Source organism: Mesorhizobium sp. M0052 (assembly GCF_040323255.1).
Lineage (GTDB): Bacteria > Pseudomonadota > Alphaproteobacteria > Rhizobiales > Rhizobiaceae > Mesorhizobium.
This window is the reverse complement of the sequence record NZ_JAMYUS010000012.1, coordinates 146,465-171,847: the sequence shown is the minus strand read 5'-3', so window position 1 is coordinate 171,847 and position 25,383 is coordinate 146,465. Positions and strand designations below refer to the sequence as shown.

Below are 25,383 nucleotides of genomic sequence, written 5' to 3'. Positions count from 1 at the left end.
GATTAAGATAGGTTCCTGACAAAAATCCCGCGCCGTTCAAACCACGGCGCGGGATTTTTGCATGCGCGAATGATGGAAGGCGTCAGGGGGCGAAAATCGACCAGTTCATCATCCTGGCCAGTTTTTCCAAGGCGATCGACCCCAGCTTGGAATTGCCGTTGGCGTTCAAGCCCGGCGACCATACGGCGAGTGAAGCCACACCCGGCACGATCCCCAATATGCCCCCGCCGACGCCGCTTTTTCCCGGAATGCCGACACGGAAGGCGAAATCGCCGGAGCCGTCATAGTGGCCGCAGGTCAGCATCATGGCGCCGATGCGCCGCGCCCGCTCGGCAGACACCACGGAGTGCCCGGTTGCCGGGTTTCTGCCGCCATTGGCGAGGAAGCGGCCGGCCAGCGCCAATTGCCGGCAGCTCATGGCGATCGCGCAATGGTGGAAGTACACGCCCAGCGACAGCTCGGGTGCATGGTTGAGATTGCCGAAGGATTTCATGTAGTTGGCAAGCGCGAAGTTGCGATAGCCGGTGGCGCGTTCGGAAGCCGCGACCTCGCGGTCGATGATGATGGTTTCGTCATCGGCAAGGAACTGGATGAAGCGCAGGATTTCGCCGATCGCCTCGCGCGGCTGGTGGCCGGCAAGCAGTATGTCGGACACGACGATGGCGCCGGCATTGATGAACGGATTGCGCGGAATGCCGTTCTCATGCTCGAGTTGCACGATCGAGTTGAACGGATTGCCCGACGGCTCGCGTCCGACACGCTGCCACAGCGCGTCGCCGACATTGCCGAGCGCCAACGTAAGCGTAAACACCTTGGAGATGGACTGGATCGAAAACGCCTGGTCGGCGTCGCCGGCGACCAGCACGCGGCCGTCATTGGTCACGGCGGCAATGCCGAATTTGTTCGGATCGACCTTGCCGAGCTGCGGAATGTAGGTGGCGACCTCGCCGCGATCGGAGCGCTCGGCCATCTCGGCGGCGACGTCGGCCAGCGCTTGTTCAAGATCCGGCATGCTCGTCCCCGCTATTTCAGCCAGCGCTCGATGCGCGCCATCGCCTCGACCATGTCGTCATGGCTGCCGGCATAAGAAAAGCGCATCGTGCGGTGGCCCTGAAGTGGATCGAAATCGCGGCCGGGCGTCGCCGCCACATGCGCCTCGGCCAGCATCTTGCGCGCAAAGGCCATGCTGTCATTGGTATGCCGGGTAACATCGCAGAAAGCGTAGAAGGCGCCGTCCATCGGCGCCGCCAAGGGAAATCCGAGTTCCGGCAGGCGCCGCATCAACAGCTCGCGGTTCCAGGCGTAGCGCGCCTTTACCGCTTCCAGCTCTTGCGTCGCCTTGAAGGCTTCGATCGCCGCGATCTGCGACAGTTCCGGCGGCGAGATGTAGAGGCTCTGGGCGATGCGCTCGATCGGCCTCACCAGAGCTTCCGGCAGCACCATCCAGCCAATGCGCCAGCCGGTCATGCAATAATATTTCGAGAAGGAATTGATCACCGTCACGCCTGAGCCATGGGCCAGCGCAGTGGTGTCGGGCGCGGCATAGGCCAGCCGATGATAGATTTCGTCCGATATCACCGCGATGCCGAGTTCTTCGGCTGTCCTCACCAGTGCCGACAACTCGTCGGCGGGAATGACCGCACCTGTCGGATTGGCCGGGCTGGCGAACAACACGCCCTTCAGTGGTTTTTCCCGGTGCGCCGATCTCAAATGTTCGGCATGAAGATAGGCGTCGCTGCCGAGCTCGATCTCGACGATCTCGATGCCGAGCGCGGCCATGATGTTGCGGTAGGCCGGATAGCCGGGTGCTGCGATGGCGACGCGGTCGCCGGGATCGAACATCGCGAGGAATGCCAGATTGAAGGCGGCCGACGATCCCGTGGTCACGGCGATCCGGTTCGGCGCGACATCGATCCCGTAATGGTCGCCATAATGCGTGGCGATCGCCTTGCGCAGATCCGCCAGACCGAGCGTGTCGGTATAGCCGATGCGTCCGATCCTCAGCGCATTTGCGGCTGCTTCCCTCGCGCCCACGGGCGCCGGATCGGATGGCTGGCCGACGGCCATGGAGACGACAGGCACGCCCGTCGCCTTCAGCCGGTTGGCTTCGGCCAGAATGTCCATGGCGTGAAACGGCTCGACTTCACCGCGGCGCGACAGCGAAACTACCATTTGACCTCCGTCCGGCCCGCCGCTCGAAGCCATGAACCGGCGGCAGCGCCGCACAAATGCCCGATTGATGTGAGGATCACAAGTTCGCCTAGTTTCGGTGCCGTGACTTTTCATCGTTCGCCCGCTCGTTTACCAGTGGACCTCATGCTGAGCCGACCCAAATCGACGATGTCCAAATCTTCCATCGGGAAGACAGCGCGCGGCTTCGCGACGCTTTTGCTTGCCGCCGCCGTCGCTGTCACCGGCTCGGTGACGGCCTTCGCGCAGGCGGTGCCGGTCGTGCGCGATGCCGAGATCGAGGCGCTGGTGCGCGACTATGCGCGGCCGATCTTCAAGGCGGCCGGTCTTGCCAATGACGGTGTCGATATCGTTCTGGTCAACGATCAGAGCTTCAACGCCTTCGTCACCGGGCGCCGGCTGTTCATCAACACCGGCGCGCTGATGCAGGCAGAAACGCCCAACGAGATCATCGGCGTCATCGCCCATGAGGCCGGCCACATCGCAGGCGGCCATCAGCAGAAATTGCGCGACCAGCTCGAGCGCGCCAAGACCATGGCCATCATCGCCACGCTGCTTGGCGCCGGCGCCATCGTTGCCGGCGCCACCACCAACAGCCGCGGCCTTGCCGGCGCCGGCATGGGCGTGGCTGCGGGCGGCGGCGAGATGGCGCAGCGCAGCATTCTTGCCTACCAGCGCACCGAAGAGTCGACCGCCGACCGCTCTGCCATCACCTATCTCAATGCCACCGGCCAGTCCGGCATGGGCATGCTGAAGACCTTCGCCCGCTTCCAGAGCGCGCTGTCGCTTTCCGGCACGCAGGTCGATCCCTACCGCATCAGCCACCCGATGCCGCAGGAGCGCATCGCCAATCTCGAAGTGCTGGTCAAGCAGAGCCCTAACGTCGACAAGGTCGATCCGCCGGCACTGCAGCAGCGGCACGACATGATGCGCATCAAGATCGCCGCCTATATGGGCGGCCAGGCCGCCGCCACGCGGCTGATCCGCAAGGCCCCGGGCAGCCTCGCCTCGCGCTATGGCGAAGCGCAGATGGCCTATCTCTACGGCAATCTGGGTGCAGCACTGACCAAGGCCAATGGATTGATCAAGGAACAGCCGAAGAACCCCTACTTCCAGGAAATGCGCGGCGACATACTGATGAAGGCCAACAAGCCCAAGGACGCCGCGGACGCCTATGCCAAGGCGGTCAGCCTCGATCCGGTGAGGTCGGGCCTGTTGCCCGTTTCCCTCGGCCAGGCGCTGATGGCCATCGGCACGCCCGACTCGCTGAAGAAGGCGGTGGTGCAGATCAACAACGGTCTCGGGCGCGACAAGGAAAACACGGTCGGATACCGCTATCTCGCCCAGGCCTATGGCGAGCTTGGCAACATTCCGGCGGCGGAACTCGCCACCGCCGAGGGCCACTTTTATTCCGGCGATTACACGAATGCGAAAATTTTCGCCATGCGCGCGCAAAAAGACTTGAAGCGCGGCGAGCCCGGCTGGATTCGGGCGCAGGACATCATAAACTACAACCCTTCAGGCAAACTCAAGAAATGAACCTTCCGGTCGCCCGCGGCGACTAGGATAGACCGGAACCGGTAAAGAGGATGAGACGATGAACAAGGCAATATTGCTCGGCACGACGGGAGTGGCGGCTGCTCTTGCCATGCTCGCTTTCGGGTTCGTCGCCGGCAGTCCGCAGGTGGCCAAGGCCGGCACGGCGCAGACCGTGCAGACCGCCTCTGCCGACACCAAGATCGATCGCACCGAGGTCGAGGGCATTATCCGCGACTATCTCCTGAAGAACCCCGAAGTGCTGCTTGAAGTGCAGGAGGCGCTCGAGGCCAAGCAGAAGGAAGAGCAGCGCATAGCCAGCCTCGGCGTCATCGAGAAGGCCAAGTCCGAGATTTTCAACTCGACCTTCGACGGCGTCGTCGGCAATCCGAAGGGCAAGGTCACCATCGTCGAATTCTACGACTACAATTGCGGCTTCTGCAAACGCGCCATCGACGACATGCAGGCTCTGACAAAGGCCGATCCGGAGCTGCGCTTCGTGCTCAAGGAATTCCCGATCCTCGGGCCGGATTCGCAAAAGGCCAGCGTCGTCTCGATGGCTTTCCACCTGATGCATCCGGAGAAATACGGCGAGTTCCACAACGCCCTGCTCGGCGGCCAGGGCCGCGCCACCGAGGCGGCGGCCATCAAGGTTGCGCTGTCGCTAGGCGCCGATGAGGCGAAATTGCGCGAGAAGATGAAGGATCCGACCATCACCGAGGCTTTCTCCAAGACCTTCGACCTCGCCAACAAGCTGGCCATCACCGGAACGCCTTCCTACGTGGTCGGCAATGAGGTGGTGTTCGGGGCGCTCGGCCAGGAAGTGCTGGCTGAAAAGATCGAGGCGGCGAAAGCCGCGCTCTGATCTTGCACGCGAGCCTATTTCTCACGGGCACATTTCCGCCTGTTGTGGACAGTGAAAGATCGCACTTGTGCTCTTTCCGCGGGCGGCTATGCCCATTATAGAAGGCCCTGCGCGCCGGCTTGAGGCCGGCGTCGGAAAAGGTCGGCATTTTTGAAAACGATTTTCGTCCTGAACGGCCCCAACCTGAACGCGCTCGGCAAGCGCGAGCCGGGCATCTATGGCGGCAAGACGCTTGCCGCGATCGCCGACGACTGCAAGCAGGCGGGCGCCGCGCTTGGCCTCGAGATTGATTTTCGCCAGTCGAACCATGAGGGCGACCTCGTCGACTGGATCCAGGAAGCCGGCGACAAGGCAGCCGGCATCGTCATCAATCCGGGTGCCTACAGCCACACCTCGATTGCCATTCACGACGCCATCCGCGCTGTCGCGCCGCTGCCCGTCGCCGAAGTTCACCTCTCCAACATCCACGCGCGGGAACCATTCCGCCACGTCTCCATGGTCGCGCCGGTCGCTGTCGGCATGATCTGCGGGTTCGGGCCGCTTGGCTACTCGCTGGCGCTGCAGGCGCTGGCGGCACGCCTATGACCGGCCCACAAACAGAAGGCTCGAAAATGTCGATAAAGAAGACCGGTGTTGACCAGCAACTGATCCGCGATCTGGCGGGCATACTGAACGACACCAATCTCACCGAGATCGAAGTCGAGCTCGGCGACCTGAAGGTGCGCGTATCGCGCCAGGCGCCGGCCGTCCACGCCATCGCCGCACCGCAGGCCGGTTATGCTCCGGCAGCGCAGCAGCCCGCGGCGGGCGCGGCTGCCGCACCAGCAGTGGCCGACCCGTCCAAGAACGCGGTCCCCTCGCCGATGGTCGGCACCGCCTATCTCGCGCCCTCGCCCGACGCCAAGGCCTTCATCGAAGTCGGCCAGAAGGTCAAGGAAGGCCAGACGCTGCTGATCATCGAAGCGATGAAGACGATGAACCAGATCCCTTCGCCGCGCGCCGGCACGGTGACGGCGATCCTGTTCGAGGACGGCCAGCCGGTCGAGTACGGCATGCCGCTCGTCGTGATCGAGTAGAGCGGGCCGGATGTTCCAGAAGATCCTCATCGCCAACCGCGGCGAAATCGCGCTTCGGGTGCTGCGCGCCTGCAAGGAACTCGGCATCCAGACCGTGGTCGTGCATTCGACCGCCGACGCTGACGCCATGCATGTCAGGCTCGCCGACGAAAGCGTGTGCATCGGTCCGCCGCCGTCGCGCGACAGCTATCTCAACATCCACCAGATCGTCGCAGCCTGCGAGATCACCGGCGCCGATGCCGTGCATCCGGGCTATGGCTTCCTGTCGGAAAACGCCAAGTTCGCCGACATTCTCGCCGCCCACAACATCACCTTCATCGGCCCGTCGGGCGACCACATCCGCATCATGGGCGACAAGATCGAGGCCAAGCGCACCGCAAAGCGGCTCGGCATTCCGGTTGTGCCGGGCTCCGACGGCGCCGTCACCGACCAGAAGGAAGCCAGGCGCATTGCCGCCGAGATCGGCTATCCCGTGATCATCAAGGCATCGGCAGGCGGTGGCGGGCGCGGTATGAAGGTCGCCCTTACCGAGGCTGACCTTGAGATCGCCTTGCAGACAGCGAGCACGGAAGCGGGAGCCGCCTTCGGCGACGATGCCGTCTACATCGAGAAATACTTGGAAAAGCCGCGCCACATCGAGGTGCAGGTATTCGGCGACGGCGCCGGCCGCGGCGTGCATTTCGGCGAGCGCGACTGTTCGCTGCAACGCCGCCACCAGAAAGTCTGGGAAGAGGCGCCCTCGCCGGCCCTTAACGCCGAGGAGCGCGCCCGCATCGGCAATATCTGTGCCAAGGCCATCGCCGACCTCGGCTACTCCGGCGCAGGCACCATCGAATTCCTGTACGAGAATGGCGAGTTCTACTTCATCGAGATGAACACGCGGCTGCAGGTCGAGCATCCGGTGACGGAGGCGATCACCGGCATCGATCTCGTGCACGAACAGATCCGCGTCGCCTCCGGCGGCGGGCTTTCAGTGCGCCAGGAGGACATAAAGTTCAACGGCCACGCCATCGAATGCCGCATCAATGCCGAGGATCCGCGTACCTTCACGCCTTCGCCCGGCACGATCACGCATTTCCACACGCCTGGCGGTCTCGGCATTCGCGTCGATTCCGGTGTCTATTCCGGCTACAAGATCCCGCCCTATTATGACAGCCTGATCGGCAAGCTGATCGTGCACGGCCGCAACCGCGTCGAATGCATGATGCGGCTGCGCCGGGCGCTCGACGAATTCGTCGTTGACGGCATCAAAACGACGCTGCCGCTGTTTCGCGACCTGGTCGGCAATGCCGATATCGCCAATGGCGACTACGACATCCACTGGCTGGAAAAGTATCTGGCCAAAGAGGAATAGCGCCCGAATTGCCGCTATGATGCCGCGATGACCCGCCCTTACGCACCCGGCTATCGCATTCCGACCGACCTCTTGCTCAAGGCCTATGCCTCGGGCGTCTTCCCGATGGCGGAGAGCGCTTCCGACCCGGAAGTGTTCTGGGTGCGGCCGGAGACGCGCGGCATCATCCCGCTCGACGGCTTCCACACGCCGAAGAGCCTGCGGAAGACGATCCGCAAGCACCCGTTCGACATCCGCTTCGATTTCGATTTCGAGGCGACGATCGACGGCTGCGCCGAAAAACGCGAGGAGCGCCGCTCGACCTGGATCAACGCGCCGATCCGCGAAGCCTATATCGAACTGCACCGTCTGGGGCACTGCCATTCGGTCGAGGCATGGCGCGAGGAACGGCTGGTCGGCGGCCTCTATGGCGTCTCGCTCGGTCGCGTGTTCTTCGGCGAAAGCATGTTCGCCCGGGAAACCGACGCGTCCAAGACCTGCCTGTATCATCTGGTCGAGCGGCTGAAGGCGCGCGGCTTTGCCCTGCTCGACACGCAATTCACCACTGAGCATCTCAAACGCTTCGGCGCGGTCGACGTGCCGCGCGTCAAATACGAGAAGATGTTGGCCGACGCGCTGAAGGGCGAAGCCGTTTTTTATCCCTGATCGGAGACCGAGCGGCCGAGCCGGCTCGACCGGTGAAAGGGGTCAGCCCTTCGCGGCTTCCATCGGCGTCTGCGAATGGAACATCATCTTCCAGCCGTTGACACGGTGGACATAGCCAGTGCTGACCAGCGCCGCGTAGGGCTCGCCGTTTTCCCGTGTCGCATGAGCCTCATAGGTCAGCATGATAATGTCGCTGCCGGGCTCGATGATACCCTTGAGGTCGATCTGAAGGTCGCGCCAGCGGTTGGGCTTGGTCGCGGTCTTGGCCAGATCGGCATTGTCCATTGCCTGTGCCATCTCAGGAAATGCCACCAGGCATTCTGTGTCGACATTGGCGGCGTAGTAAGCTTCGTCGCCCGTCCAGAACCCCTTTTCGAGTTCGAGCAGGTCGTCTTTGCTGGCCGTTATCCGTTTGCTGTCCGACATCAGAATATCCTCCAAGCGCATAAATGCGTCATCGTCCATGGCCCAACGCATAGTTGCCACCACGGTTCCGGAGGATCAGTTGGTGTTGGTCGCGTCAGGTTCCGTGGGGTCTGGCTGTTCGGCGGCCGGAGCAGCGGCGGGCTTTGGCTTGGACGTGTCGACCTTGGGCGTCTCGGCATTGGCCGCGTCGGGCGGCGGCACATCCGACTTCTGCTTGCAGCCCTTTAGCCAGACGTCATAGACGGCGTGCTCGACGGCGTTTAGGCCGGGGCTCTCGGCGAACATCCAGCCGGTGAAGATGCGGCGGATCTTGCGGTCGAGCGTGATTTCGTCGACTTCGACGAAGGAATCGGTCTTCGGCTCTTCATTCTCCGGCCGCGAATAGCAGATGCGCGGCGTCACCTGCAAAGCGCCGAACTGCACGGTTTCGTCGATGTAGACATCGAAGGTGATGATACGGCCGGTGATCTTGTCGATGCCGGCAAATTCGGCGACCGGATTGGTGATGCGATCGGAGATTGCGGGTGCTGCCGCAGGCGCCTGCGCCGCGGCAAACGCTGTCGGGAACATGGCGATAGCGCCAATTGCCGCCAGTCCGGCCATCGATGTCAGGCTGAAAATGTTCATGCGGAGATACCGGTGGTTTGGGCCCGGGTGATTCTGTCACGCCCAAGGCTATTCGCCGTTGTCATATCAGCAAGCAGCTAAACGCCAATTGTGGCGACAAAGGACCGGCCGGCGGTCAAGAACCAGGCGTCCACGCATCGTAGTCGCCCGTCACCTGCGGACGGTGCTGATTGGTGAGCACGGAACCCTTCGGGCGATAAGCCGCCGGTGTTCCCGTGAGGTTCGGCTCATGCGCCTTTTCCCATTCGCGCGGCCGATAGTCATCGCTTGGCGGCGCCACATCGACGCGGTGATGCATCCAGCCGTGCCAGCCCGGAGGGATCGCCGACGCCTCCGAATAATTGGCGTAGATGACCCAGCGGCGGGTGCGGCCTTCCGAATCGACGCCGCCTTCGTAGTAGACGTTGCCGGCCCCATCCTGGCCGACCTTGTTGCCGTGGCGCCAGGTGTGAAAACGGGTTCCCAGCGTCTGGCGGTTCCACCAGGTGAAAAACTGCAGAAGGAAAGTTTTCATTCAGATCCTCGCGGGGCGCACGGCGGTGCCAGCTTCCTGCTTATGGCGTCAGGACTCCGCGAAGGCAAGGGTTTTGCGGTGCCTGCGGCACTGACGGCATGCCGAAGCGCTCAGTGATTGGCCGATCCATTTCGCACCTGCGAACCGACGCTTGCCAAGCCGGCTGTGTGTTCCTAAAGCTCTCATCGTCGGCGCTGCCGCATGACCCCGAAAATCGAAATCGATTTTCGGAAAGGATCATGCGCAAACCAAAGTGCTACAGCGTCCTTTGCGCGTCCACGGGACGCGCGGCGCTGTAGTCAACGCCGGCTGCGGGAGGTGAGGAATGGCCCCAGCTGTCGCCAGGATCAGTGCGGAGACAATACGCGCCCGCAAGGGCGGCGTGCCGGTCGTATGCCTTACCGCTTACACCTATCCCGTCGCCCGCCTGCTCGACGATCATGTCGACCTTCTCCTGGTCGGCGACAGCGTTGCCATGGTGCTGCATGGCCACAAGACCACGCTTGGCGCGTCGCTGGAAATGATGATCGTCCATGGCCAGGCCGTGATGCGCGGCTCGGCAAAGGCCTGCGTGGTGGTCGACATGCCGGCCGGCAGCTACGAGACTTCGGCCGCGCAAGCCCTTGCCTCGGCGCGCCGCATCTCTGAGGAAACCGGCTGCCAGGCGGTGAAGCTGGAAGGCGGCGTCGACGTCGCCCTCCAGATCGCCGCAATCGTCGCGGCCGGCATTCCAGTGATGGGCCATATCGGCTTGCAGCCGCAATCGGTGGAAAAGGACGGTGGCTACAAGATCAAGGGCCGCACGCCGGAGAATGTGGCCGCGCTCATGCGCGACGCCGACGCGGTCGCAAAGGCCGGCGCGTTTTCGCTGGTCATCGAAGGCACGGTCGAGACCGTTGCCGCCGACCTCACCCGGCGCATTGCCATTCCCACCATCGGCATCGGCGCCAGCCGCGATTGCGACGGCCAGATCCTGGTCATCGACGACATGGTCGGCCTGACGGTCGACCGGGTGCCGAAATTCGTCAAGGAATACGCCGATTTGCGCAGCGCGGTCGCCGATGCCGCGGCGCGTTATGCGGCGGAGGTGCGCAGCCGCACCTTCCCCGGGCCGGGCCACGTCTTTTCAGCCGCGAGCGACAAGGACAAGGCATGAACCGGCCCCCCATAAGCCAGCCGCTCGTCGTCGACACCGTGCCCGGCCTTCGCGCGCAGATCCGCGAATGGCGGCGCGAAGGCCTGAGCGTCGCCATGGTGCCGACCATGGGCGCTTTGCATGACGGCCATATCTCGCTGGTCGGGGCCGCGCTCGCAACGGCCGATCGCTGCGTCGTCTCGATCTTCGTCAACCCGGCCCAGTTCGCCCCCACTGAAGATCTCGACAAGTATCCGCGTCAGCTGGCCCGCGATCTCGACCGGCTGACCGAGGCCGGCGCACAGCTTGCCTTCACGCCTACGGTTTCCGAGATGTATCCGGCAGGCTTTGCGACGAAGATTTCGGTCGGCGGCCCGTCTTCTGGCCTGGAATCGGATTTCAGGCCGACCTTCTTCGAGGGCGTCGCCACGGTCGTGGCCAAGCTCTTTCTGCAAGCCCTGCCCGACTACGCCATCTTCGGCGAAAAAGACTACCAGCAGCTTTGCGTCGTCCGAAAGCTCTGCCGCGATCTTGACCTTCCGGTGGAAATCGTCGGCGCGCCAACCGTGCGCGATGCGCATGGCCTGGCAATGTCGTCGCGCAACGCCTATCTCGACGCCGCCGAGCTCGACGTCGCGCGACAGCTCAATGTCATCTTGCGCCAGACGGCGGCAGCGCTCGCGGCCGGTGCCGATGAAAACGGCGTGACCGGTAAAGCCACTGCCGCGCTTCTCGAGGCAGGCTTCGACAGCGTCGACTATGTCGCCGCGCGCGAGAGCCTGACGCTCACCTCGTGGCGGCGTGACGGCGATGGCCGCCTGCTTGCCGCGGCGTGGCTTGGCAGAACCAGGTTGATCGACAATGTGGAAGTTTACTCATTTATTCCCTGAAAAATTCCAATTCCGTTCACTTTGATTTGTATCGCAGAGCGGCCCGAGCGCTCTTAGACAACGGCTCATCAGGTACGTTCTGGCCAGCCCGTAAGCGCTCACGATACACCGAACGCCGCTGTGAGACGTTTCACAGACGTAACCAAGCCGGCTATGTTGTGTGCGACCCCAGGCAGAGACAGTGTGTGACCTGCCACTACGCTGCAATCCTTACGAGGCTCTACGTGTCTGTCCAGGCCAACATAGTCGGTCGCGCCCTGCCGCAGATCGTCGAGGCAATCTACGATTCGATTGTCGATGTCGGCCGTTGGCCATCGACGCTTGAATCAATCTGCAAATTGGCGCTCGGCCGGCTTGCCATGCTGGCGGTCGTCGATACGGCGAGAAACTCGGCCCGGTTTTCGACTTCCTGCGGCGATCCGGTTCTGCTTGAGCCGCTGCAGCGCGACTACGCCTGCGAGGTGCCCTTTTTCAAGGCGGTGCCGAAGATGGAAGTCGACATACCGTTCACCGTCGACAGCGTCTACGCCCTGCAAGGCCCTGACGCCCGCCAGAACTGGCTCGAAAGCCGCATCGTGCGCGAGTGGGTGGAACCCAACCGTCTCGACGATTTCTTCTGGGTAGCGCTGATGAAGCAGCCGGCGCGCACCGGCACGCTGATGGTGGTTACCGACAAGGACAGGCCCCAGATTTCAGCCAGGGATATCGACCTGATGTCCACGCTCGCCCCCCATGTCCGGCGTGCGGTGACCATCGGCGACCTGTTCGAGGCCGAGCGGCGCAAGGCCGACGTCTTTCGCTCGATCCTCGAGAGCCTCGACCATCCGGTGCTGATCGTCGCCGACGATATGCAGATCATTTTCGCCAATCGGGCAGCCGAAGCCCTGCTCACCGAAACCGCCTCAGTGTCCTCGGTGCGCGGCCAGCTGTCCTTCGCTTATGCCAACGCCAACACCGCCATCGGCCGCGCCGTCCAGCTCGGCACGCGCGACGAATTCGCGCTCGGACCGTCCGGCATCAACATTCCGCTGGTGAAGGCCATGTCTCCGGCGGTGGCGCATGTCATGCCTCTGGCGCGACGCGACATTTCGGCCCGCATATCGCCGCGCGCCGCCGCGGCCATCTTCATTGCCGCCGCCGGCGCCACATCAGTGCCGGCGCTGGAAGCGATCGCTGCACTGTTCGGACTGACAGCAGCGGAAAAGCGTGTCGCCGGCCATGTCGCCGCCGGGCTGACACGGCGTGAAATCGCGGCTGCCAGCGGCGTCTCGGACGGCACCGTCAAATCACAGCTGGCGACGATCTTCGACAAGACCGCCACTGGCGACCAGCGAGAGCTGGAACTCCTGATGCGCGAATTGACGCCGCCGCTGCGCTCGGCCTGAAGCCATACTCGGAGCCAATCATCAAATTTTTCAACTATTTGCCGGTACGCAGGCGTAATCCACAATACCAAGCCGGCATCGTTGCAATTCGGCCAAAATCATGGTGCGGTTCTGCTCCGGTCCGGAGACGGTGCATCGTGCACGACCGGACGTGGAAACGATTTCCTGGGCGGTCCCCGAATTTGATACCGACACGAATTGAACGGCTGCTGCCTTACCTCTTCCTGCTGGCCCTGCTTTGCATCGCGCTCGCTTTCCGTCCGCTACTGCCGGTCGATGAGACGCGCTATCTCAGCGTCGCCTGGGAGATGTATCTCGGTGGACATGTCTTCGTACCGACGATGAACTTTGCGCCCTATCTGCAGAAGCCGCCGCTGTTGTTCTGGCTCATCGATCTCTCTTGGAACATCTTCGGTGTGAGCCGCGCGGCGGCGATGCTCGTCATCTTCGCTGCCTCGTCGCTGGTCATCTGGCTGACGACACTTCTGGCCAAAACCCTGTTTCCCGAGCGCCCGGAAATCGCCAGTCGCATCCCCTGGCTGGTGGCCGGCAGCACCGTCTTTGTCATCTATTCGACCCTGATCCTGTTCGACATGCTTTTGACGGCCTGTGTGGTCGCCGCACTGCTGGCGTTGCTGGGCTTCGCCAGGACCGGCAACCGCTGGCAGGCGGTGCTGGCGGGTCTCTTCATCGGGCTCGGCGTGCTGGCCAAAGGCCCGGTCGTGCTCATTCACATCGGCGCGCCCGTCCTGCTCTATCCCCTCTGGCGTGACCGGCGAGCCGGCCTTGCCCCTTTGCAGTTCTTTGCCGGAGCCGGCCTGGCAATTCTCGCCGCCCTTGTCCCGGTCGCCATATGGCTGGCGCCCGCGACCATCCTGACCAAGGGCAGTTTCGTCTACGATCTCGTCTGGAACCAGTCGGCAGGTCGGGTTACCGGAAGCCTGCACAATTCGCATGGCCGGCCGTTTTACTTTTACCTGATGCTGTTGCCGCTCATGTTCGTGCCCTGGGCCTTTATCCCCCCGGTGTGGCGGCTGAGGCCGGTTGCCCGGATACGCAGCCTGATCGACACCAAATCCCCGGATCTGCGTGCCCTGCGCCTGCTGTCGTTCTCGTTCATTGCGGTGCTGCTGGTCTTCAGCGCCATATCCGGCAAGCAGCCGCACTATGTCGTGCCGGCACTACCGTTCGCGACCATTCTGCTGGGCTACTTCATGGCTGAGATTTCAGTCGCCAGGCTGAGGGCGACGGCCTTTGTCATGCTTGCCCTTTTCGCCATCGGCCACGCCGCCGCCTCGGCGACCGTGTTCAAACGCTACGATCTCACGCCGCTGGCGAGCTTCATCGACGAACGAAAGGACGCCGACTGGGCCGTCGCTTACGACTATCAGGGCGAGGTCGGTTTCCTTGGGCGAATAGAGAAGCCATTCGAGAACGCCGACAAGCCTGAGGAATGGCTCAAGTCTCATCCCGGCGGCTACGTCATCGAAAAGCAATCGAAAGATCCGGGCACATCCGAACAGATCGCCTTCCGGCAGCCGGTGGAGCGCGGCTATCTGGTCGTGCTGAAGGGACAGCACTGAACGTTTCGTCGGACGCCTATCCCAGCGGCTTCTCGAAGATCAGCGCCGGCAACCCCGAACCGCCGCCGCAATCGGCTGTGCTGCCGACCGGCAAAAATCCCTTCGAACGGTAGAAGGCGATGGCCGGCACGTTGGCCTCTTCCACCTCGACCCGCAACCTGTTCGCCTCGGGAAAGCTGGCTTCGACCTCGTCCAGCAAGGCCTGGCCGATGCCTTGCCGCTGGCAGGCCGGCAGTACATAGAGCTGGTTCAGCAGCACGATCTTCGCATCCGTCGTTGCGGCGGCAAAAGCCATGCCGCCGATACGCTTGCCGTCATCGGCGACCAGGAATTCCGAGTTCGGCCTTGTCAGCCGCGCCTTGAGCGAGGCGATCGAATGCCAGTCATCGGTAATTTCGGTCACCCGCTGGGCGCCATAGATCGCGTCGTAGGTTGCGTGCCAGGTTTCGACCAGCAGCGCGCGGACGGCGGCAAGGTCACGTTCGCTGGCGGTGCGGACGAACATTGTTCTATTCGATACCGAGCTTGGCCTTGACCAGATCGTTGACCGCCTGCGGGTTGGCCTTGCCGCCGGTGGCTTTCATCACCTGGCCGACGAACCAGCCGGCCATGGTCGGCTTGGCGCGAGCCTGTTCGACCTTGTCGGGGTTGGCAGCGATCACCTCGTCGACCGCTTTCTCAATGGCGCCGGTGTCGGTGACCTGCTTCATGCCGCGGCTTTCGACCAGCTGGCGCGGATCGCCGCCCTCGTTCCAGACGATCTCGAACAGATCCTTGGCGATCTTGCCGGAGATGGTGCCTTCCTTGATCAGGTCGATCACGGCACCGAGCTGCTCCGGTGTTACAGGAGCATTTTCAATGTCCTTGCCGGCCTTGTTAAGCTGGCCGAGCAGGTCATTGATGACCCAGTTGGCGGCAAGCTTGCCGTCGCGGCCCGAGGCCACCTGCTCGAAATAGTCGGCGATCGGCTTTTCCGACACCAGGATCGAGGCGTCGTAGGTCGACAGGCCAAGTGAAGAGATCAGCCGCGCCTTCTTGTCGTCGGGCAGCTCCGGCAACTCCTTGGCCAGCGCGTCGACATAGGCCTGATCGAATTCCAGCGGCAAAAGGTCGGGATCGGGGAAGTAGCGGTAGTCATGCGCCTCTTCCTTGCTGCGCATCGAGCGCGTCTCGCCTTTGACGGCGTCGAACAGCCTGGTTTCCTGGTCGATCTTGCCGCCATCCTCGAGGATGGCGATCTGGCGGCGCGCCTCGAACTCGATGGCCTGGCCGATGAAGCGGATCGAGTTGACGTTCTTGATCTCACAGCGCGTACCGAATTCGCCGCCGGGCCTGCGAACGGAGACGTTAACGTCGGCGCGCATCGAACCTTCGTCCATGTTGCCGTCGCAAGTGCCGAGATAGCGCACGATGGTGCGCAGCTTGGTGACATACGCCTTGGCCTCGTCGGCCGAGCGCATGTCGGGCTTGGAGACAATCTCCATCAGCGCCACGCCGGAGCGGTTGAGATCGACATAGGACATGGTGGGATGCTGATCGTGCATCGACTTGCCGGCGTCCTGCTCCAGGTGCAGGCGCTCGATGCCGATCTCGATGTCCTCGAACTCGCCCTGCCGGTCGGGACCGACCGAAATGACGATCGTGCCTTCGCCTACGATCGGCTGCTTGAACTGCGATATCTGGTAGCCCTGCGGCAGGTCGGGATAGAAATAGTTTTTCCGGTCGAACACCGACTTGTGGTTGATCTGCGCCTTCAATCCGAGGCCGGTGCGGATCGCCTGCTTGACGCATTCCTCATTGATGACCGGCAGCATGCCGGGCATGGCCGCGTCGACCAGGCTGACATTGGCGTTGGGCGCCGCGCCGAAAGTCGTCGACGCCCCGGAAAACAGCTTTGCTTCCGAGGTCACCTGCGCGTGAACCTCGAGGCCGATGATGATCTCCCAATCGCCGGTGGCGCCGGGGATAAAACGTTTGGCGTCGGGCGTGCGGGTATCGATAAGGGTCATGGTGGCCTGCGCTTTTGGCTCGCGAAAACTTCGATTTTCGTGATTTGGGTATCGGTCTTCGCTAGTGCAAACCGCTTCGCGAGACAAGCGCCCAAAGCAGCGGGCTGGCCTTTTCAGCCGCTTTCGGCCGCTCGGCACCGATAGAATGAACGCCGCCGGCCGGTATTCCGGTCGGCGGTCTTTTCGTCAGGTCAGGCCGTTGCGATATAGGCCCTGATTTCGTCGGCCTCGCGCTCGACATCCTCGATGCGGCGCTTGACCACGTCGCCGATCGACACGATGCCGTCGAGCAGCCCATCCTTTTCCACCGGCAGATGGCGGAAACGGCCTTTGGTCATGATCTCCATCACCTCGTTGACCGTGTGGTTCTCGTTGCAGATCTTCACTTTCGGCGTCATCGCCGAGCGTACCGTTATATCAAGTGCGGCAGCGCCTTCCCTGGCAACGACCCGCACGATGTCACGCTCGGAAAGGATGCCGACGATCTTGCGATCGCCATTGGTGATGACCAGTGCACCGATCTTGTGGTCGGCCAGGATTCGAATGGCTTCGCTGAGCTTTACATTCGGCCCGAGCGTGAACACGTCATGGCCTTTTCTCTCGAGAATTGCCTTAACCGTCATGGCGTCCTCCTCCTCCTGCTTGGCTAGCCAGCTCCCGCCCTGACCGGCTTCACATAAGAGTGAACATCGTGCGCCGTGATCGGTTGCTTTTCAAGTGTGCCAGTGGGGTGTGCCAGTGGGGTGTGCCAGTGGGGTGCGCCAATAGAGTGCGCTAGTCGGGGGTGCGCTGGTCGTCGGGGATCTCCCATTCAGGCGCCCGCCAACGCCGGTCGAACCAGCGCAACCCGAAGAAGCCTGCGACGAGGCCGCCAATGTGCGCTTCCCAGGCGATCTGGCCGGGTTCTCCGAGCCCGAGACCGTAAAGGCCGGTGGCGAGATTGATGACCATCCAGGCGCCGAGAAAATTGACGACGCCGCGCATGCGCAAAACGATTGCGATCGGCAGCACGGGGCCGGCAAAGGCCGCCCTGCCGGAGGAGCGGTCGGTACGGAACCCGAAACGCGCCGCAGCACCCATCATGCCCGATATCGCTCCGGAAGCGCCGACCAGCGGCGCTTCGCCGTATGGATGGACCGCCCAGAACAGCACCACCGCGGCCAGCCCGGTGGCGGCGAAAAACAAGGCGAACCAGAACCAGCCGAGACGGTTGGCCAGCGGCGACCCGAAGGCGGCCAGCGCAACCATGTTGATGGCAATGTGGGCAACGCCGCCATGCATGAAGGCATAGGTGAAAGGACGGGTGAAGAGGAACCAGTCGAAACCGTATTGGCCGGTGTAGAGGACCGGAATGAAGGCGCCATCGGTGAGCAATGTTATCTGCTGCTCTTCGGTCAGCACATATTGCTGCAGCAGGAAGACGGCGACGCAGATGCCGATCACCGCCAGCACCACCGGTGGCAGGTTGAACACCGGCTCGCGGCGCGGCGGCGGCGCCTCCGCGGTCTGTTCGGTCTCCAGGGGGCCGGCCGGTTCGCTCATATGCACTGATCCAGGGATTTGCGTGTCGCGAGCATCTAGGCCATGCCCGGACAAATCACAAACTACGAATCACAAAGCGCGAATCACAAACCGCGAATCAAAAAGAAGCCGTCCAAGGTTTCCCTTGAACGGCTGGTCGAGCCCCCTGCTCCCCTAAAACTATTGACCGAAGTGCTGTTGGTCGTCGCGAAACGACCGCTTCTGGAGTGGTTTTGGTGTGCCATGGCGAGCCTGTGCGCGCAACGTAAACCACTTGTTAACCTTAACGTCCCCGACCCGTGAACAAGTCTTAACGACGCTGGCACGCATCCTGCTCCGGAACGCATGTAGGTCATCGGAGGGCGCCCTTTCTGTTCACCGATGGGACCATCAGACGGCAGAATGCGCGGAGTTTCATAGCATGAACCAGAACGGATCAATCGCGCTGTTCCATTATTGGAATCGCCTGCGTGGTGGACGTCCTGCCCCAAAGCGTTCGGAGGTCGAACCGGCCGACATCAAGGCGCTTTTGGCCGACACCTTCATCCTGGAAAGGGATACGCGCGGCGAAGCGGTGTTCCGGCTTGCCGGCACCAGGCTTTGCGCCGGCTACGGCCGCGAGCTCAAGGGGTTTTCGTTCCCCTCGCTATGGCGTGAGAAGGACCAGCGGCTGGTGTCGCGCCTCATTCACGGCGTTTTCGAGCAGAAATCCGTGGTGTCGATCACTTATGAGGGATTCAGCCGCAACGGCCGTTCCAACCACTTCGAACTGCTTGCGCTGCCGCTCGATGGCGGCGTCGAGAACCCGCGCTGCCTCGGCGTCATCAGCGCCGTGGAAAAGCCGTTCTGGCTGGGCGCCGACCCGATCACCGACGCGCTGATCGACGCCATCCGGGTCATCGATCCCGACAAGGAACCGATGTTCCTGAAAAACCGGCCGGAAATATCCGTTCCGTCGTTGGCTCCCGAACTCGAAGCGCCGGAGACCATCTCGGCGCTCGGTCGGTCGCGCCGTATCCGCCACCTCGTCGTGTTCGACGGCGGGCGCGAGCAATAGTCTCCAAGCCGGCGCTAATCTTAACTATCGGCGACCCACTTTTCTCCTTTGTTAACCTGCTTGGCTGTAGTTTTGGCCGAGATTCCACGCACGACGCGGGAATGCCAACGGGGTGTAGGCAGTCATGAGGTCAGCGGCGGTCGAATACGCACCGTCCCGCGCCGAAAGGCGTAACTTTCAGCGCGTCCGGGTCAAGATCTACGGGCGCTTCATGCTGGAGGACCGCACCGAACACCCTTGCCAGGTCGTCGATATGTCACCGGGCAATGTCGCGTTGCGCACCGAGCGCGTCGGCATGCCGGGCGAAAAAATCATTGCCTATATCGATCATATCGGCCGCATCGAGGGCGTGGTGACGCGCACTTCGCAGGACGGCTTTGCTATGACCGTCATTGCCTCGGATCGCAAGAAGGACAAACTGGCCGCGCAGTTGACCTGGCTCGCCAACAAGCATGAACTCGACCTGCCGGAAGACCGCCGCCACGAACGCGTGGCGCCGCGCAACCCGACAAGCGTGCTGCAGCTCACCGATGGGCGCCAGTATCAGTGCCGCATCATCGACCTGTCGCTGTCGGGCGCGGCGGTCGAGATCGACGTCAAGCCGGCGCTCGGCATCCAGGTCATGCTGGGCACCATGCGTGGCCAGGTGGTGCGTCATTTCGAGGATGGCGTTGCCATCGAATTCGCCGTCATCCAACGCCCGGAAACGCTCGATTCCGAGTTCAACGCCCCGCGCGCCTGAACGATCGGCAACAGGCAGCAAAAACGAACCGGCCCTGCGCGGCCGGTTTTTTGTTGCCGGCGTTCCGCCTGCCTCTCCAGCTTGTAGCGGCACGCAGCAAATCCACGGCTCCACCCGGAAATCCGCGCCCCGACACCGCGGGTTTACGCCGAGACCTGAACGATTTTATATTAAAATAGGTCAAATTTTACGCGTATTCTATTGAGCTTTTACTCAATGTCTATTTCGGGTTTTTGCGTCAAATAAATCCAACGCTGTCATTGTCTCCTCAAACGGGGAGACTGACGAATGGCAAAGACGTGGGGCAAGCTGTTGCTCTTGGCAATGGCGATGCAGCTTTCCGCTTGGGGAACGGCGCAAGCAGCAGGACCGGCCTACATGCACACTGGCGGCCGCACGACACAGCCGGTCGGTCACTACGAATTCTGCCAGAAGCTGCCGCAGGAGTGCGCTCAGCGCACGCCGAAGCAGGCACCGGTCGAACTGACCCGCAAGCTGTGGGCGGCGATCGTCGACGTCAACAATTCTGTCAACACCCGGATCGTGCCGCGCACCGACATGGAAATGTGGGGCAAGGAAGAGGTCTGGTCCTATCCCGGCAGCGGCTTCGGCGACTGCGAGGACTATGCGCTGGAGAAGCGCCGCGAATTGATGGCGCTTGGCGTTCCCGCCGGCAATCTCTTGATGACCGTGGCGCGCCAACAAAATGGCGACGGCCATGCGGTGCTGACCGTGCGCACCAGCCTCGGCGAGTTCATCCTCGATAATCTGGAGTCCAAGGTGCTGTCCTGGACCGACACAGACTACACCTACCTGAAGCGCCAGTCCGACCAGAATTCCGGCGTGTGGGTGACGATCAATGACGGTCGCGCCGACGCGGTTGCCAGCGTCCGCTAGGACGCCATCACAGAGGTCAAGCACATCGAATAATGCGACGTGCCTAACGAGAAAGCCCGGTCGAGTCCCCACCCTCCCCGTCCCCAACGACCGGGTTTTAAGGAGCCGGCCCCGTCCCCGGGCCGGCTCCACCATTTCAGACCATGATCCCGAACCGAAGGACCGCGGCAGCGAAAAGTGAGAACCGGTTTTTGCTGCGCTGACCTGCCGTTCGGAAAAGATCATCGTCAAACAGGAATAGAGTTCAGGCCTTCTTCAGCCCGGCCTTGAAGCGCTTGCCGTTGGCGACATAGTGCGCGGCCGAGCCGCGCAGCTTGGCGACCGCGGCATCGTCCAGCGTCCTGATCACCCGCGCGGGGGAGCCGACGATCAGGCAATTGTCGGGGAACTCCTTGCCTTCGGTGACCAGTGCGCCGGCGCCGACCAGGCAATTCCTGCCGATCCTGGCGCCGTTGAGCACGATGGCGCCCATGCCGATCAGGCTGTTGTCGCCGATCGTGCAGCCATGCAGCAAGGCGCGGTGGCCGATCGTGCAGCCCTGCCCGATCGTCAGCGGAAAGCCGGGGTCGGTGTGCATCACCGTATGCTCCTGGACATTGCTGTCGGCACCGATGACGATCGCCTCGTTGTCGCCGCGGATGACCACGCCAAACCAGAAGCCGGCATTGCGACCGACGCTGATGTCGCCGATCAACGTCGCGTCCGGCGCGATCCAGTTGCTGTCGGCATCCTCGAAACGGGGCGCTTTTCCGTCGATTGCGTAGGTCGGCATTTGCAGTCTCCGATTCGTCGCAGGCCGGGACAAACCCTAGAACAATCCGAGGAAAACCGCGTGCCGGTTTTCTCCCGCATTTGCCTCAAGGCAAATACCGCGCCAGCGATTCCACCAAAAGCAGAAGCGCACCAGGAGAGTTGATGCCCCAGGAGGCAATGGCGATCAGCACGATGCCCAGCACCAGCGCCCAGGCGATCACCGTGCAGCCGCAGGACATCAGCATGAGCGTGGAAATGCGGCCTTCGCGCCGCGCATCGAGCGCATCGTTGGCGAGCATGAACGGCCCGGCGCAAGCGGTCGTGGCCAGCGAGCGCAGGATGTACGCCGGCGACACATAAGGCTCGGCAAAGGCAAGCCGGCGGCCCGCCGCCAGTTCCATCACGGACCCAGCGAGCCCGCAGGCGGTGAGCCCGACGGCAAAAGCAAAGAGAACGGGTAGCAGCAGGCTCATCTTTACCTTCCGTTTACCATGAAATCGCACAGTCGCGTCCAGCGCAGCAAGAGCCATGCCGCGGCATGTGTGCCGCCTAGGGACAGAGGGCGGCGACTATGGGGATTGCGATGAAGCAGGCAGCGACCGCAGAAGAGTTCAACGTCGTCGATTCCGTGCTGATGAAGCGGGTGTTCTATGCTTTTGCCGCACTGGCGCTGCTGTCGCTGGCGATCAGCCTTGGCGGAAAATGGTTCGGCCGCTCGATCGCCATGGCCGGCTACACCGACGACATCACGGTCCACAGGGTAGTGATCGGCAACAATGTCATTGCCGTGCCGGCCAACGCCATCCGCTTCCTGCAGGCGCGGCGCGACGGCATCGCTTCGCGCCTCGACCTCTATCTGCGCTATCCCCAGATGGACGGCTACAGCGAAGCCGCCCGCGACGATTTCAACCACACGGGGGCCGCCAAAAACATCATCTTCCTGTCGTTTGAACCGCAGATGATGTCGCGCGACATGAGCGGCCGTTTCGCGCCGATCTATAGCGCGCTCATCAGCCAGCCCGGCGCGCCCGGCCCCGGCGGCACGACGATTTACGGTTTTACGGAAAAATCAGGCTATCTCAACGAGGTGCTCGCGGTCGCCGGCCGGGCCGGCAAGGACCCGTTCGTCGCCCGCTGCCTGAGCGGACCGAGCGCCGAGGAATCGCTGGCGCCCTGCGAGCGGGACATCCAGGTCGGCGACAGCCTCAGCCTGACCTACCGCTTTCCCCGGGAGTTGCTGGGCAACTGGCCGGCGCTTGACGCCGCTATCGTCGCCGAGGCCACGCGCGTCCTGAAGACCGGGCGCTAGCCTGCCTCTGTTCGGGCGAAGCGAAGCGGCGCAGAAGTTTACGAACGTTGGCGGGACAGCACCCCCCTCTGTCCTGCCGGACATCTCCCCCGCAAGGGGGAGATTACGCCCCCATCACTGCTTTCGCCAATTATCGAGGTTGCAGAAGAAGAGCCGAGGAACTGCCGATCTCCCCCCTTGCGGGGGAGATGTCCGGCAGGACAGAGGGGGGTGGGAAGGATCGCCGAGGCTTGCTCTTCATCTCCCCACTTCGTTGGAGATAGGCAACTCCGATCCCCAGTTCCGCGATCAGGCCAGATCGATGTCGAGGATCGCCATCGAGAAATTATAGTCGCCGTCGTCCTCGTCCTTGAAGACGATGCCGAGGAACTCGTCGCCGACATAGACCTCGGCCGAATCTTCCTTGCGCGGCCGCGCCTTCACCTCGAGTTTGGGATTCTGGAAGACGCGCTTGAAATAGGCGTCCAGCTTTCTGATTTCGTCCGGCTTCAAAAGTCTTCTCCGATCGTCGGGCTTGCTCGTTGGAACGCGCTTCTGGCACGTCGACAATGGCGATGTAAAGGCAAGCCGGTTGGATAGAACGCGAACCCTGGAGCCGGATGATTTCAGGTCGAATCCAAATCCGCCTCTAAATCAAGGAGGTAGAGCATGATGTCGTCCGAAAACCGCTTCACACTTTTCGGCATCATGCTCCAGAGGCAACGGCGCCGGCAACCGGACTCAGTCCGGCACGCCGGGTGTTGCAAATCAGATGTCGAAGCTGACGACCTGGTCCATCGACTGCGACGGCAAAAGCTGGTCCATCTGCCGCGAAGGCTGGTCGCAGCCGGTCTCGCCGACGACGCGGGCCGGTACGCCGGCAACCGTCTTGTTGTGCGGCACCGGCGACAGCACGACCGAGCCTGCCGCGATCTTCGAGCAATGGCCGATCTCGATATTGCCGAGAATCTTGGCGCCGGCGCCGATCAGCACGCCGTAACGGATCTTGGGGTGACGGTCGCCGCCGGCTTTGCCGGTGCCGCCCAGCGTCACGCCGTGCAGGATCGACACATCGTCCTCGATCACCGCCGTCTCGCCGACGACGAGGCCGGTGGCGTGGTCGATGAAGATGCCCTTGCCGATGCGGGCGGCCGGGTTGATGTCGGTCTGGAACACCGAGGACGAGCGGCTCTGCAGATAGAGCGCGAAATCCTTGCGGCCCTGATTCCACAGCCAATGTGCCAGCCTGTGCGTCTGGATGGCATGGAAACCCTTGAAATAGAGCACTGGCATGATGAAGCGGTCGCAGGCCGGATCGCGGTCGTAATAGGCCTGGATGTCGACACGAACGATCGACGACCATTCCTTGTCGTCGGCCAGCATCGACTTGAACGTCTGGCGGATGAGGTCGGAGCCGATGTCCTGATGCGCGAGCCGCTCGGCGAGCCGATGGATGACAGCTTCCTCCAGGCTCTCCTGGTTGAGGATGGTCGAATAGAGGAACGCCGCCAGAAGCGGGTCGCGGTTGACCGCTTCCATCGCCTCGTCGCGGACCGAACGCCAGATCGGATCGACCGGCTGCACCTTTGTGGGGCGGGAAATGCTGATGCTGTTCATCGACGTCTTGTCCTGCGTCCTGGCCGCTTGCCTATTCTCCGGCGGCACATATAAGCCAGATCATAGCACGATTGAACTCAATTTTCCTTAGTGCTCGGTGAAATGGATTTGGTTCACGGAAATTCAAGCCGCCATGGAAAACGAACCCTTGATCGACGCCCCGCTGAAACGCGCGCTTTGCCGGCTCTATCAAGCTCCGGATCGCCACTATCACAACCTCGCCCATATCGAGGCGTTGCTGGCGCTGGCGGACCAATATCGAGCATCGCTGCATGATTCCGGCGCCGTCGAAGCCGCAATCTGGTTCCACGACGCCATCTATGACAGCCGCGCCAAGGACAACGAGGCAAGGAGTGCGGCACTTGCGCAGGACAAACTTGCCGCCCGCACCGATCCGGAGCGCCTCGGCCGCATCGCGGCGATGATCGTCGCCACTGCCACGCATGAACTGCCCAGCCTTCAACCACGGGGCCTTGCCGATGAGAACGCCCTCCGCGACGCAGCGCTTTTCCTCGACATGGACCTGGCGATACTGGGTGCGTCAGCCGACGCTTTCGACGCCTACGAACAAGCGGTCCGACGCGAATATGGCTGGGTCGAGGAGCCTATGTGGCGCGCCGGCCGCGGCGCGATTCTCAAGACTTTCCTCGCGCGCCAGCATATTTTTCACTCGCAGGAATTCCGCCACAGGTTCGAGCCCCAGGCCAAGCAAAACCTGGCGCGGTCTCTAGAAACGCTCAAATCCTAATCCGGAAATGTCTCCATGCGCTGCGCATAGGCTTTGAAACCGGCGCGCCTGTAGACCGATTGCGCGGCCGGATGGTCGTATGTGTCGGTATGAAGCCAGACCCTTTGCGGCGCCCGCGACCAGATGGCGCGAAGCGCCTGGTCGAGCAGGAACGGGCCGAGCCTGCGACCCTGGAAGGCGGGAACCAGCCCGAAATGAACCAGCTCGACCTCAGGCTGGCCGACGCCGTTGAATTCGCACAGACCAGCGGCCACGCCCTCGACGCGCAGCACATGGATATGTGTCGAGGGCAGCGCCAGCAGGCGCTCGAGGTCTTCCGCCGGCATGCGCAGCCGCTGGTCCCACTGCACCGGCTCGCCGACAGCGCGGTAGAGGTCGATGTAAGCGGCGCTGTCCAGCCTTTCCGGCGCCACCGTGGTCGCTGCTGCAGGGCTGACGCGTGCAGGCGCCAAATCGCGCGGGCGCATCTCCATGTAGGTGACGAGAAGATCAACCAAAGCGGCACCGCCTCCGGCTGCAAGCCAG

29 protein-coding genes are annotated in these 25,383 nt (G+C 62.6%); 15 read left to right on the top strand and 14 right to left on the bottom strand.

From position 1 onward, the window contains the following. Window positions 1-82: 82 nt before the first annotated feature. Both NKJ77_RS18185 and NKJ77_RS18180 read right to left on the bottom strand, forming a co-directional pair. Window positions 83-1,012, bottom strand: coding sequence for a glutaminase (locus NKJ77_RS18185; RefSeq protein ID WP_023830707.1), 930 nt, complete (start codon window positions 1,010-1,012; stop codon window positions 83-85). Between the two features lie 11 nt (window positions 1,013-1,023). Further along, window positions 1,024-2,172 (bottom strand): pyridoxal phosphate-dependent aminotransferase, encoded by a 1,149-nt coding sequence (locus NKJ77_RS18180; RefSeq protein ID WP_023830706.1) that lies wholly within the window; start codon window positions 2,170-2,172, stop codon window positions 1,024-1,026. Between the two features lie 144 nt (window positions 2,173-2,316). Here NKJ77_RS18180 and NKJ77_RS18175 point away from each other — a divergent pair, with 144 nt between their 5' ends. The 6 genes from NKJ77_RS18175 (at window position 2,317) to aat (ending at window position 7,666) form a co-directional block, all read left to right on the top strand. Continuing rightward, window positions 2,317-3,729: a M48 family metalloprotease gene (locus NKJ77_RS18175; protein ID WP_023702473.1), complete on the top strand. Its 1,413-nt coding sequence runs from the start codon at window positions 2,317-2,319 to the stop codon at window positions 3,727-3,729. Window positions 3,730-3,787: 58 nt separating this feature from the next. After that, window positions 3,788-4,591 carry a DsbA family protein gene (locus NKJ77_RS18170; protein ID WP_023667484.1) on the top strand — a complete coding sequence of 268 codons (804 nt, stop codon included), beginning with the start codon at window positions 3,788-3,790 and terminating at the stop codon, window positions 4,589-4,591. A gap of 150 nt (window positions 4,592-4,741) precedes the next feature. Next, complete coding sequence (gene aroQ / locus NKJ77_RS18165) at window positions 4,742-5,176, top strand: type II 3-dehydroquinate dehydratase (protein ID WP_023667485.1); 435 nt, start codon at window positions 4,742-4,744, stop codon at window positions 5,174-5,176. 26 nt (window positions 5,177-5,202) lie between these two features. Then, window positions 5,203-5,667, top strand: a complete 465-nt coding sequence (gene accB, locus NKJ77_RS18160; protein WP_023681496.1) for an acetyl-CoA carboxylase biotin carboxyl carrier protein — start codon at window positions 5,203-5,205, stop codon at window positions 5,665-5,667. 10 nt (window positions 5,668-5,677) lie between these two features. Continuing rightward, the gene (accC, locus tag NKJ77_RS18155) at window positions 5,678-7,021 is read left to right on the top strand and encodes an acetyl-CoA carboxylase biotin carboxylase subunit (protein WP_023681497.1); all 1,344 of its coding nucleotides are present in this window, start codon (window positions 5,678-5,680) and stop codon (window positions 7,019-7,021) included. Between the two features lie 27 nt (window positions 7,022-7,048). Continuing rightward, window positions 7,049-7,666: a leucyl/phenylalanyl-tRNA--protein transferase gene (gene aat, locus NKJ77_RS18150; protein WP_023681498.1), complete on the top strand. Its 618-nt coding sequence runs from the start codon at window positions 7,049-7,051 to the stop codon at window positions 7,664-7,666. A gap of 42 nt (window positions 7,667-7,708) precedes the next feature. On the opposite strand, the gene NKJ77_RS18145 is transcribed toward aat, so the two are convergent. From NKJ77_RS18145 to NKJ77_RS18135, 3 genes are all read right to left on the bottom strand, one after another. Beyond that, window positions 7,709-8,092: a hypothetical protein gene (locus tag NKJ77_RS18145; RefSeq protein WP_023702474.1), complete on the bottom strand. Its 384-nt coding sequence runs from the start codon at window positions 8,090-8,092 to the stop codon at window positions 7,709-7,711. A 75-nt stretch (window positions 8,093-8,167) separates the two neighbouring features. Continuing rightward, on the bottom strand, window positions 8,168-8,719 hold the full coding sequence (locus NKJ77_RS18140; RefSeq protein WP_023667490.1) for a DUF2155 domain-containing protein: 552 nt from the start codon (window positions 8,717-8,719) through the stop codon (window positions 8,168-8,170). A gap of 115 nt (window positions 8,720-8,834) precedes the next feature. Continuing rightward, window positions 8,835-9,233, bottom strand: coding sequence for an NADH:ubiquinone oxidoreductase subunit NDUFA12 (locus NKJ77_RS18135; RefSeq protein ID WP_023667491.1), 399 nt, complete (start codon window positions 9,231-9,233; stop codon window positions 8,835-8,837). A 325-nt stretch (window positions 9,234-9,558) separates the two neighbouring features. Between NKJ77_RS18135 and panB the strand changes: the two genes are divergently transcribed. The 4 genes from panB (at window position 9,559) to NKJ77_RS18115 (ending at window position 14,226) form a co-directional block, all read left to right on the top strand. Continuing rightward, the gene (gene panB, locus NKJ77_RS18130) at window positions 9,559-10,389 is read left to right on the top strand and encodes a 3-methyl-2-oxobutanoate hydroxymethyltransferase (RefSeq protein ID WP_023702475.1); all 831 of its coding nucleotides are present in this window, start codon (window positions 9,559-9,561) and stop codon (window positions 10,387-10,389) included. An 11-nt stretch (window positions 10,390-10,400) separates the two neighbouring features. Next, window positions 10,401-11,258, top strand: a complete 858-nt coding sequence (gene panC / locus NKJ77_RS18125; protein WP_023706622.1) for a pantoate--beta-alanine ligase — start codon at window positions 10,401-10,403, stop codon at window positions 11,256-11,258. Window positions 11,259-11,482: 224 nt separating this feature from the next. Then, window positions 11,483-12,643 (top strand): helix-turn-helix transcriptional regulator, encoded by a 1,161-nt coding sequence (locus tag NKJ77_RS18120; protein ID WP_023830705.1) that lies wholly within the window; start codon window positions 11,483-11,485, stop codon window positions 12,641-12,643. A gap of 182 nt (window positions 12,644-12,825) precedes the next feature. Continuing rightward, the gene (locus tag NKJ77_RS18115) at window positions 12,826-14,226 is read left to right on the top strand and encodes an ArnT family glycosyltransferase (RefSeq protein ID WP_050589846.1); all 1,401 of its coding nucleotides are present in this window, start codon (window positions 12,826-12,828) and stop codon (window positions 14,224-14,226) included. 16 nt (window positions 14,227-14,242) lie between these two features. Here the strand turns inward: NKJ77_RS18115 and NKJ77_RS18110 are convergent, their stop codons facing one another. From NKJ77_RS18110 to NKJ77_RS18095, 4 genes are all read right to left on the bottom strand, one after another. After that, entirely contained in the window at window positions 14,243-14,731 is a 489-nt protein-coding gene (locus NKJ77_RS18110) for a GNAT family N-acetyltransferase (RefSeq protein ID WP_023830703.1), read from the bottom strand. A gap of 4 nt (window positions 14,732-14,735) precedes the next feature. Next, on the bottom strand, window positions 14,736-16,235 hold the full coding sequence (gene gatB, locus NKJ77_RS18105; protein WP_023681506.1) for an Asp-tRNA(Asn)/Glu-tRNA(Gln) amidotransferase subunit GatB: 1,500 nt from the start codon (window positions 16,233-16,235) through the stop codon (window positions 14,736-14,738). Window positions 16,236-16,426: 191 nt separating this feature from the next. Further along, window positions 16,427-16,858, bottom strand: a complete 432-nt coding sequence (locus NKJ77_RS18100) for a CBS domain-containing protein (RefSeq protein ID WP_023667498.1) — start codon at window positions 16,856-16,858, stop codon at window positions 16,427-16,429. 151 nt (window positions 16,859-17,009) lie between these two features. Next, complete coding sequence (locus NKJ77_RS18095) at window positions 17,010-17,777, bottom strand: rhomboid family intramembrane serine protease (protein WP_023681507.1); 768 nt, start codon at window positions 17,775-17,777, stop codon at window positions 17,010-17,012. A gap of 400 nt (window positions 17,778-18,177) precedes the next feature. Here NKJ77_RS18095 and NKJ77_RS18090 point away from each other — a divergent pair, with 400 nt between their 5' ends. The 3 genes from NKJ77_RS18090 (at window position 18,178) to NKJ77_RS18080 (ending at window position 20,452) form a co-directional block, all read left to right on the top strand. Beyond that, window positions 18,178-18,813 carry a PAS domain-containing protein gene (locus tag NKJ77_RS18090; protein WP_023828641.1) on the top strand — a complete coding sequence of 212 codons (636 nt, stop codon included), beginning with the start codon at window positions 18,178-18,180 and terminating at the stop codon, window positions 18,811-18,813. Between the two features lie 124 nt (window positions 18,814-18,937). Beyond that, window positions 18,938-19,555 (top strand): PilZ domain-containing protein, encoded by a 618-nt coding sequence (locus tag NKJ77_RS18085; RefSeq protein ID WP_023667501.1) that lies wholly within the window; start codon window positions 18,938-18,940, stop codon window positions 19,553-19,555. Between the two features lie 288 nt (window positions 19,556-19,843). Next, a complete protein-coding gene (locus NKJ77_RS18080) occupies window positions 19,844-20,452 on the top strand; it encodes a transglutaminase-like cysteine peptidase (protein ID WP_023830701.1) in 609 nt (202 codons plus the stop codon). A gap of 244 nt (window positions 20,453-20,696) precedes the next feature. Here the strand turns inward: NKJ77_RS18080 and NKJ77_RS18075 are convergent, their stop codons facing one another. Together NKJ77_RS18075 and NKJ77_RS18070 are read right to left on the bottom strand one after the other, a co-directional pair. Further along, window positions 20,697-21,224, bottom strand: a complete 528-nt coding sequence (locus tag NKJ77_RS18075) for a gamma carbonic anhydrase family protein (protein WP_023830700.1) — start codon at window positions 21,222-21,224, stop codon at window positions 20,697-20,699. Between the two features lie 85 nt (window positions 21,225-21,309). After that, window positions 21,310-21,678, bottom strand: a complete 369-nt coding sequence (locus NKJ77_RS18070; protein WP_023830699.1) for a DUF6949 family protein — start codon at window positions 21,676-21,678, stop codon at window positions 21,310-21,312. 110 nt (window positions 21,679-21,788) lie between these two features. On the opposite strand from NKJ77_RS18070, the gene NKJ77_RS18065 reads away from it, so the two are divergent. Further along, window positions 21,789-22,514 (top strand): hypothetical protein, encoded by a 726-nt coding sequence (locus NKJ77_RS18065; RefSeq protein WP_023805266.1) that lies wholly within the window; start codon window positions 21,789-21,791, stop codon window positions 22,512-22,514. Window positions 22,515-22,802: 288 nt separating this feature from the next. Here the strand turns inward: NKJ77_RS18065 and NKJ77_RS18060 are convergent, their stop codons facing one another. Both NKJ77_RS18060 and cysE read right to left on the bottom strand, forming a co-directional pair. After that, the gene (locus NKJ77_RS18060; RefSeq protein WP_006200852.1) at window positions 22,803-23,006 is read right to left on the bottom strand and encodes a DUF3126 family protein; all 204 of its coding nucleotides are present in this window, start codon (window positions 23,004-23,006) and stop codon (window positions 22,803-22,805) included. Window positions 23,007-23,261: 255 nt separating this feature from the next. Next, window positions 23,262-24,110 (bottom strand): serine O-acetyltransferase, encoded by an 849-nt coding sequence (gene cysE, locus NKJ77_RS18055; protein ID WP_023695384.1) that lies wholly within the window; start codon window positions 24,108-24,110, stop codon window positions 23,262-23,264. Window positions 24,111-24,243: 133 nt separating this feature from the next. Here cysE and NKJ77_RS18050 point away from each other — a divergent pair, with 133 nt between their 5' ends. Further along, window positions 24,244-24,858, top strand: coding sequence for an HD domain-containing protein (locus tag NKJ77_RS18050; RefSeq protein ID WP_023830698.1), 615 nt, complete (start codon window positions 24,244-24,246; stop codon window positions 24,856-24,858). Here the strand turns inward: NKJ77_RS18050 and NKJ77_RS18045 are convergent. Next, on the bottom strand, window positions 24,855-25,355 hold the full coding sequence (locus NKJ77_RS18045) for a GNAT family N-acetyltransferase (protein WP_352535555.1): 501 nt from the start codon (window positions 25,353-25,355) through the stop codon (window positions 24,855-24,857). The two genes, NKJ77_RS18050 and NKJ77_RS18045, sit on opposite strands and share 4 nt — an antisense overlap. Window positions 25,356-25,383: the final 28 nt, after the last annotated feature.

Excerpts from the sequence above, each read along its gene's own strand:
- NKJ77_RS18185 (WP_023830707.1), bottom strand. The coding sequence starts at position 1,012 with ATGCCGGATCTTGAACAAGCGCTGGCCGACGTCGCCGCCGAGATGGCC.
- NKJ77_RS18180 (WP_023830706.1), bottom strand. The coding sequence starts at position 2,172 with ATGGTAGTTTCGCTGTCGCGCCGCGGTGAAGTCGAGCCGTTTCACGCC.
- NKJ77_RS18175 (WP_023702473.1), top strand. The coding sequence starts at position 2,317 with ATGCTGAGCCGACCCAAATCGACGATGTCCAAATCTTCCATCGGGAAG.
- NKJ77_RS18170 (WP_023667484.1), top strand. The coding sequence starts at position 3,788 with ATGAACAAGGCAATATTGCTCGGCACGACGGGAGTGGCGGCTGCTCTT.
- accB (WP_023681496.1), top strand. The coding sequence starts at position 5,203 with ATGTCGATAAAGAAGACCGGTGTTGACCAGCAACTGATCCGCGATCTG.
- accC (WP_023681497.1), top strand. The coding sequence starts at position 5,678 with ATGTTCCAGAAGATCCTCATCGCCAACCGCGGCGAAATCGCGCTTCGG.
- aat (WP_023681498.1), top strand. The coding sequence starts at position 7,049 with ATGACCCGCCCTTACGCACCCGGCTATCGCATTCCGACCGACCTCTTG.
- NKJ77_RS18145 (WP_023702474.1), bottom strand. The coding sequence starts at position 8,092 with ATGTCGGACAGCAAACGGATAACGGCCAGCAAAGACGACCTGCTCGAA.
- NKJ77_RS18140 (WP_023667490.1), bottom strand. The coding sequence starts at position 8,719 with ATGAACATTTTCAGCCTGACATCGATGGCCGGACTGGCGGCAATTGGC.
- NKJ77_RS18135 (WP_023667491.1), bottom strand. The coding sequence starts at position 9,233 with ATGAAAACTTTCCTTCTGCAGTTTTTCACCTGGTGGAACCGCCAGACG.
- panB (WP_023702475.1), top strand. The coding sequence starts at position 9,559 with ATGGCCCCAGCTGTCGCCAGGATCAGTGCGGAGACAATACGCGCCCGC.
- NKJ77_RS18110 (WP_023830703.1), bottom strand. The coding sequence starts at position 14,731 with ATGTTCGTCCGCACCGCCAGCGAACGTGACCTTGCCGCCGTCCGCGCG.
- gatB (WP_023681506.1), bottom strand. The coding sequence starts at position 16,235 with ATGACCCTTATCGATACCCGCACGCCCGACGCCAAACGTTTTATCCCC.
- NKJ77_RS18100 (WP_023667498.1), bottom strand. The coding sequence starts at position 16,858 with ATGACGGTTAAGGCAATTCTCGAGAGAAAAGGCCATGACGTGTTCACG.
- NKJ77_RS18095 (WP_023681507.1), bottom strand. The coding sequence starts at position 17,777 with ATGAGCGAACCGGCCGGCCCCCTGGAGACCGAACAGACCGCGGAGGCG.
- NKJ77_RS18090 (WP_023828641.1), top strand. The coding sequence starts at position 18,178 with ATGAACCAGAACGGATCAATCGCGCTGTTCCATTATTGGAATCGCCTG.
- NKJ77_RS18085 (WP_023667501.1), top strand. The coding sequence starts at position 18,938 with ATGAGGTCAGCGGCGGTCGAATACGCACCGTCCCGCGCCGAAAGGCGT.
- NKJ77_RS18080 (WP_023830701.1), top strand. The coding sequence starts at position 19,844 with ATGGCAAAGACGTGGGGCAAGCTGTTGCTCTTGGCAATGGCGATGCAG.
- NKJ77_RS18075 (WP_023830700.1), bottom strand. The coding sequence starts at position 21,224 with ATGCCGACCTACGCAATCGACGGAAAAGCGCCCCGTTTCGAGGATGCC.
- NKJ77_RS18070 (WP_023830699.1), bottom strand. The coding sequence starts at position 21,678 with ATGAGCCTGCTGCTACCCGTTCTCTTTGCTTTTGCCGTCGGGCTCACC.
- NKJ77_RS18065 (WP_023805266.1), top strand. The coding sequence starts at position 21,789 with ATGAAGCAGGCAGCGACCGCAGAAGAGTTCAACGTCGTCGATTCCGTG.
- cysE (WP_023695384.1), bottom strand. The coding sequence starts at position 24,110 with ATGAACAGCATCAGCATTTCCCGCCCCACAAAGGTGCAGCCGGTCGAT.
- NKJ77_RS18050 (WP_023830698.1), top strand. The coding sequence starts at position 24,244 with ATGGAAAACGAACCCTTGATCGACGCCCCGCTGAAACGCGCGCTTTGC.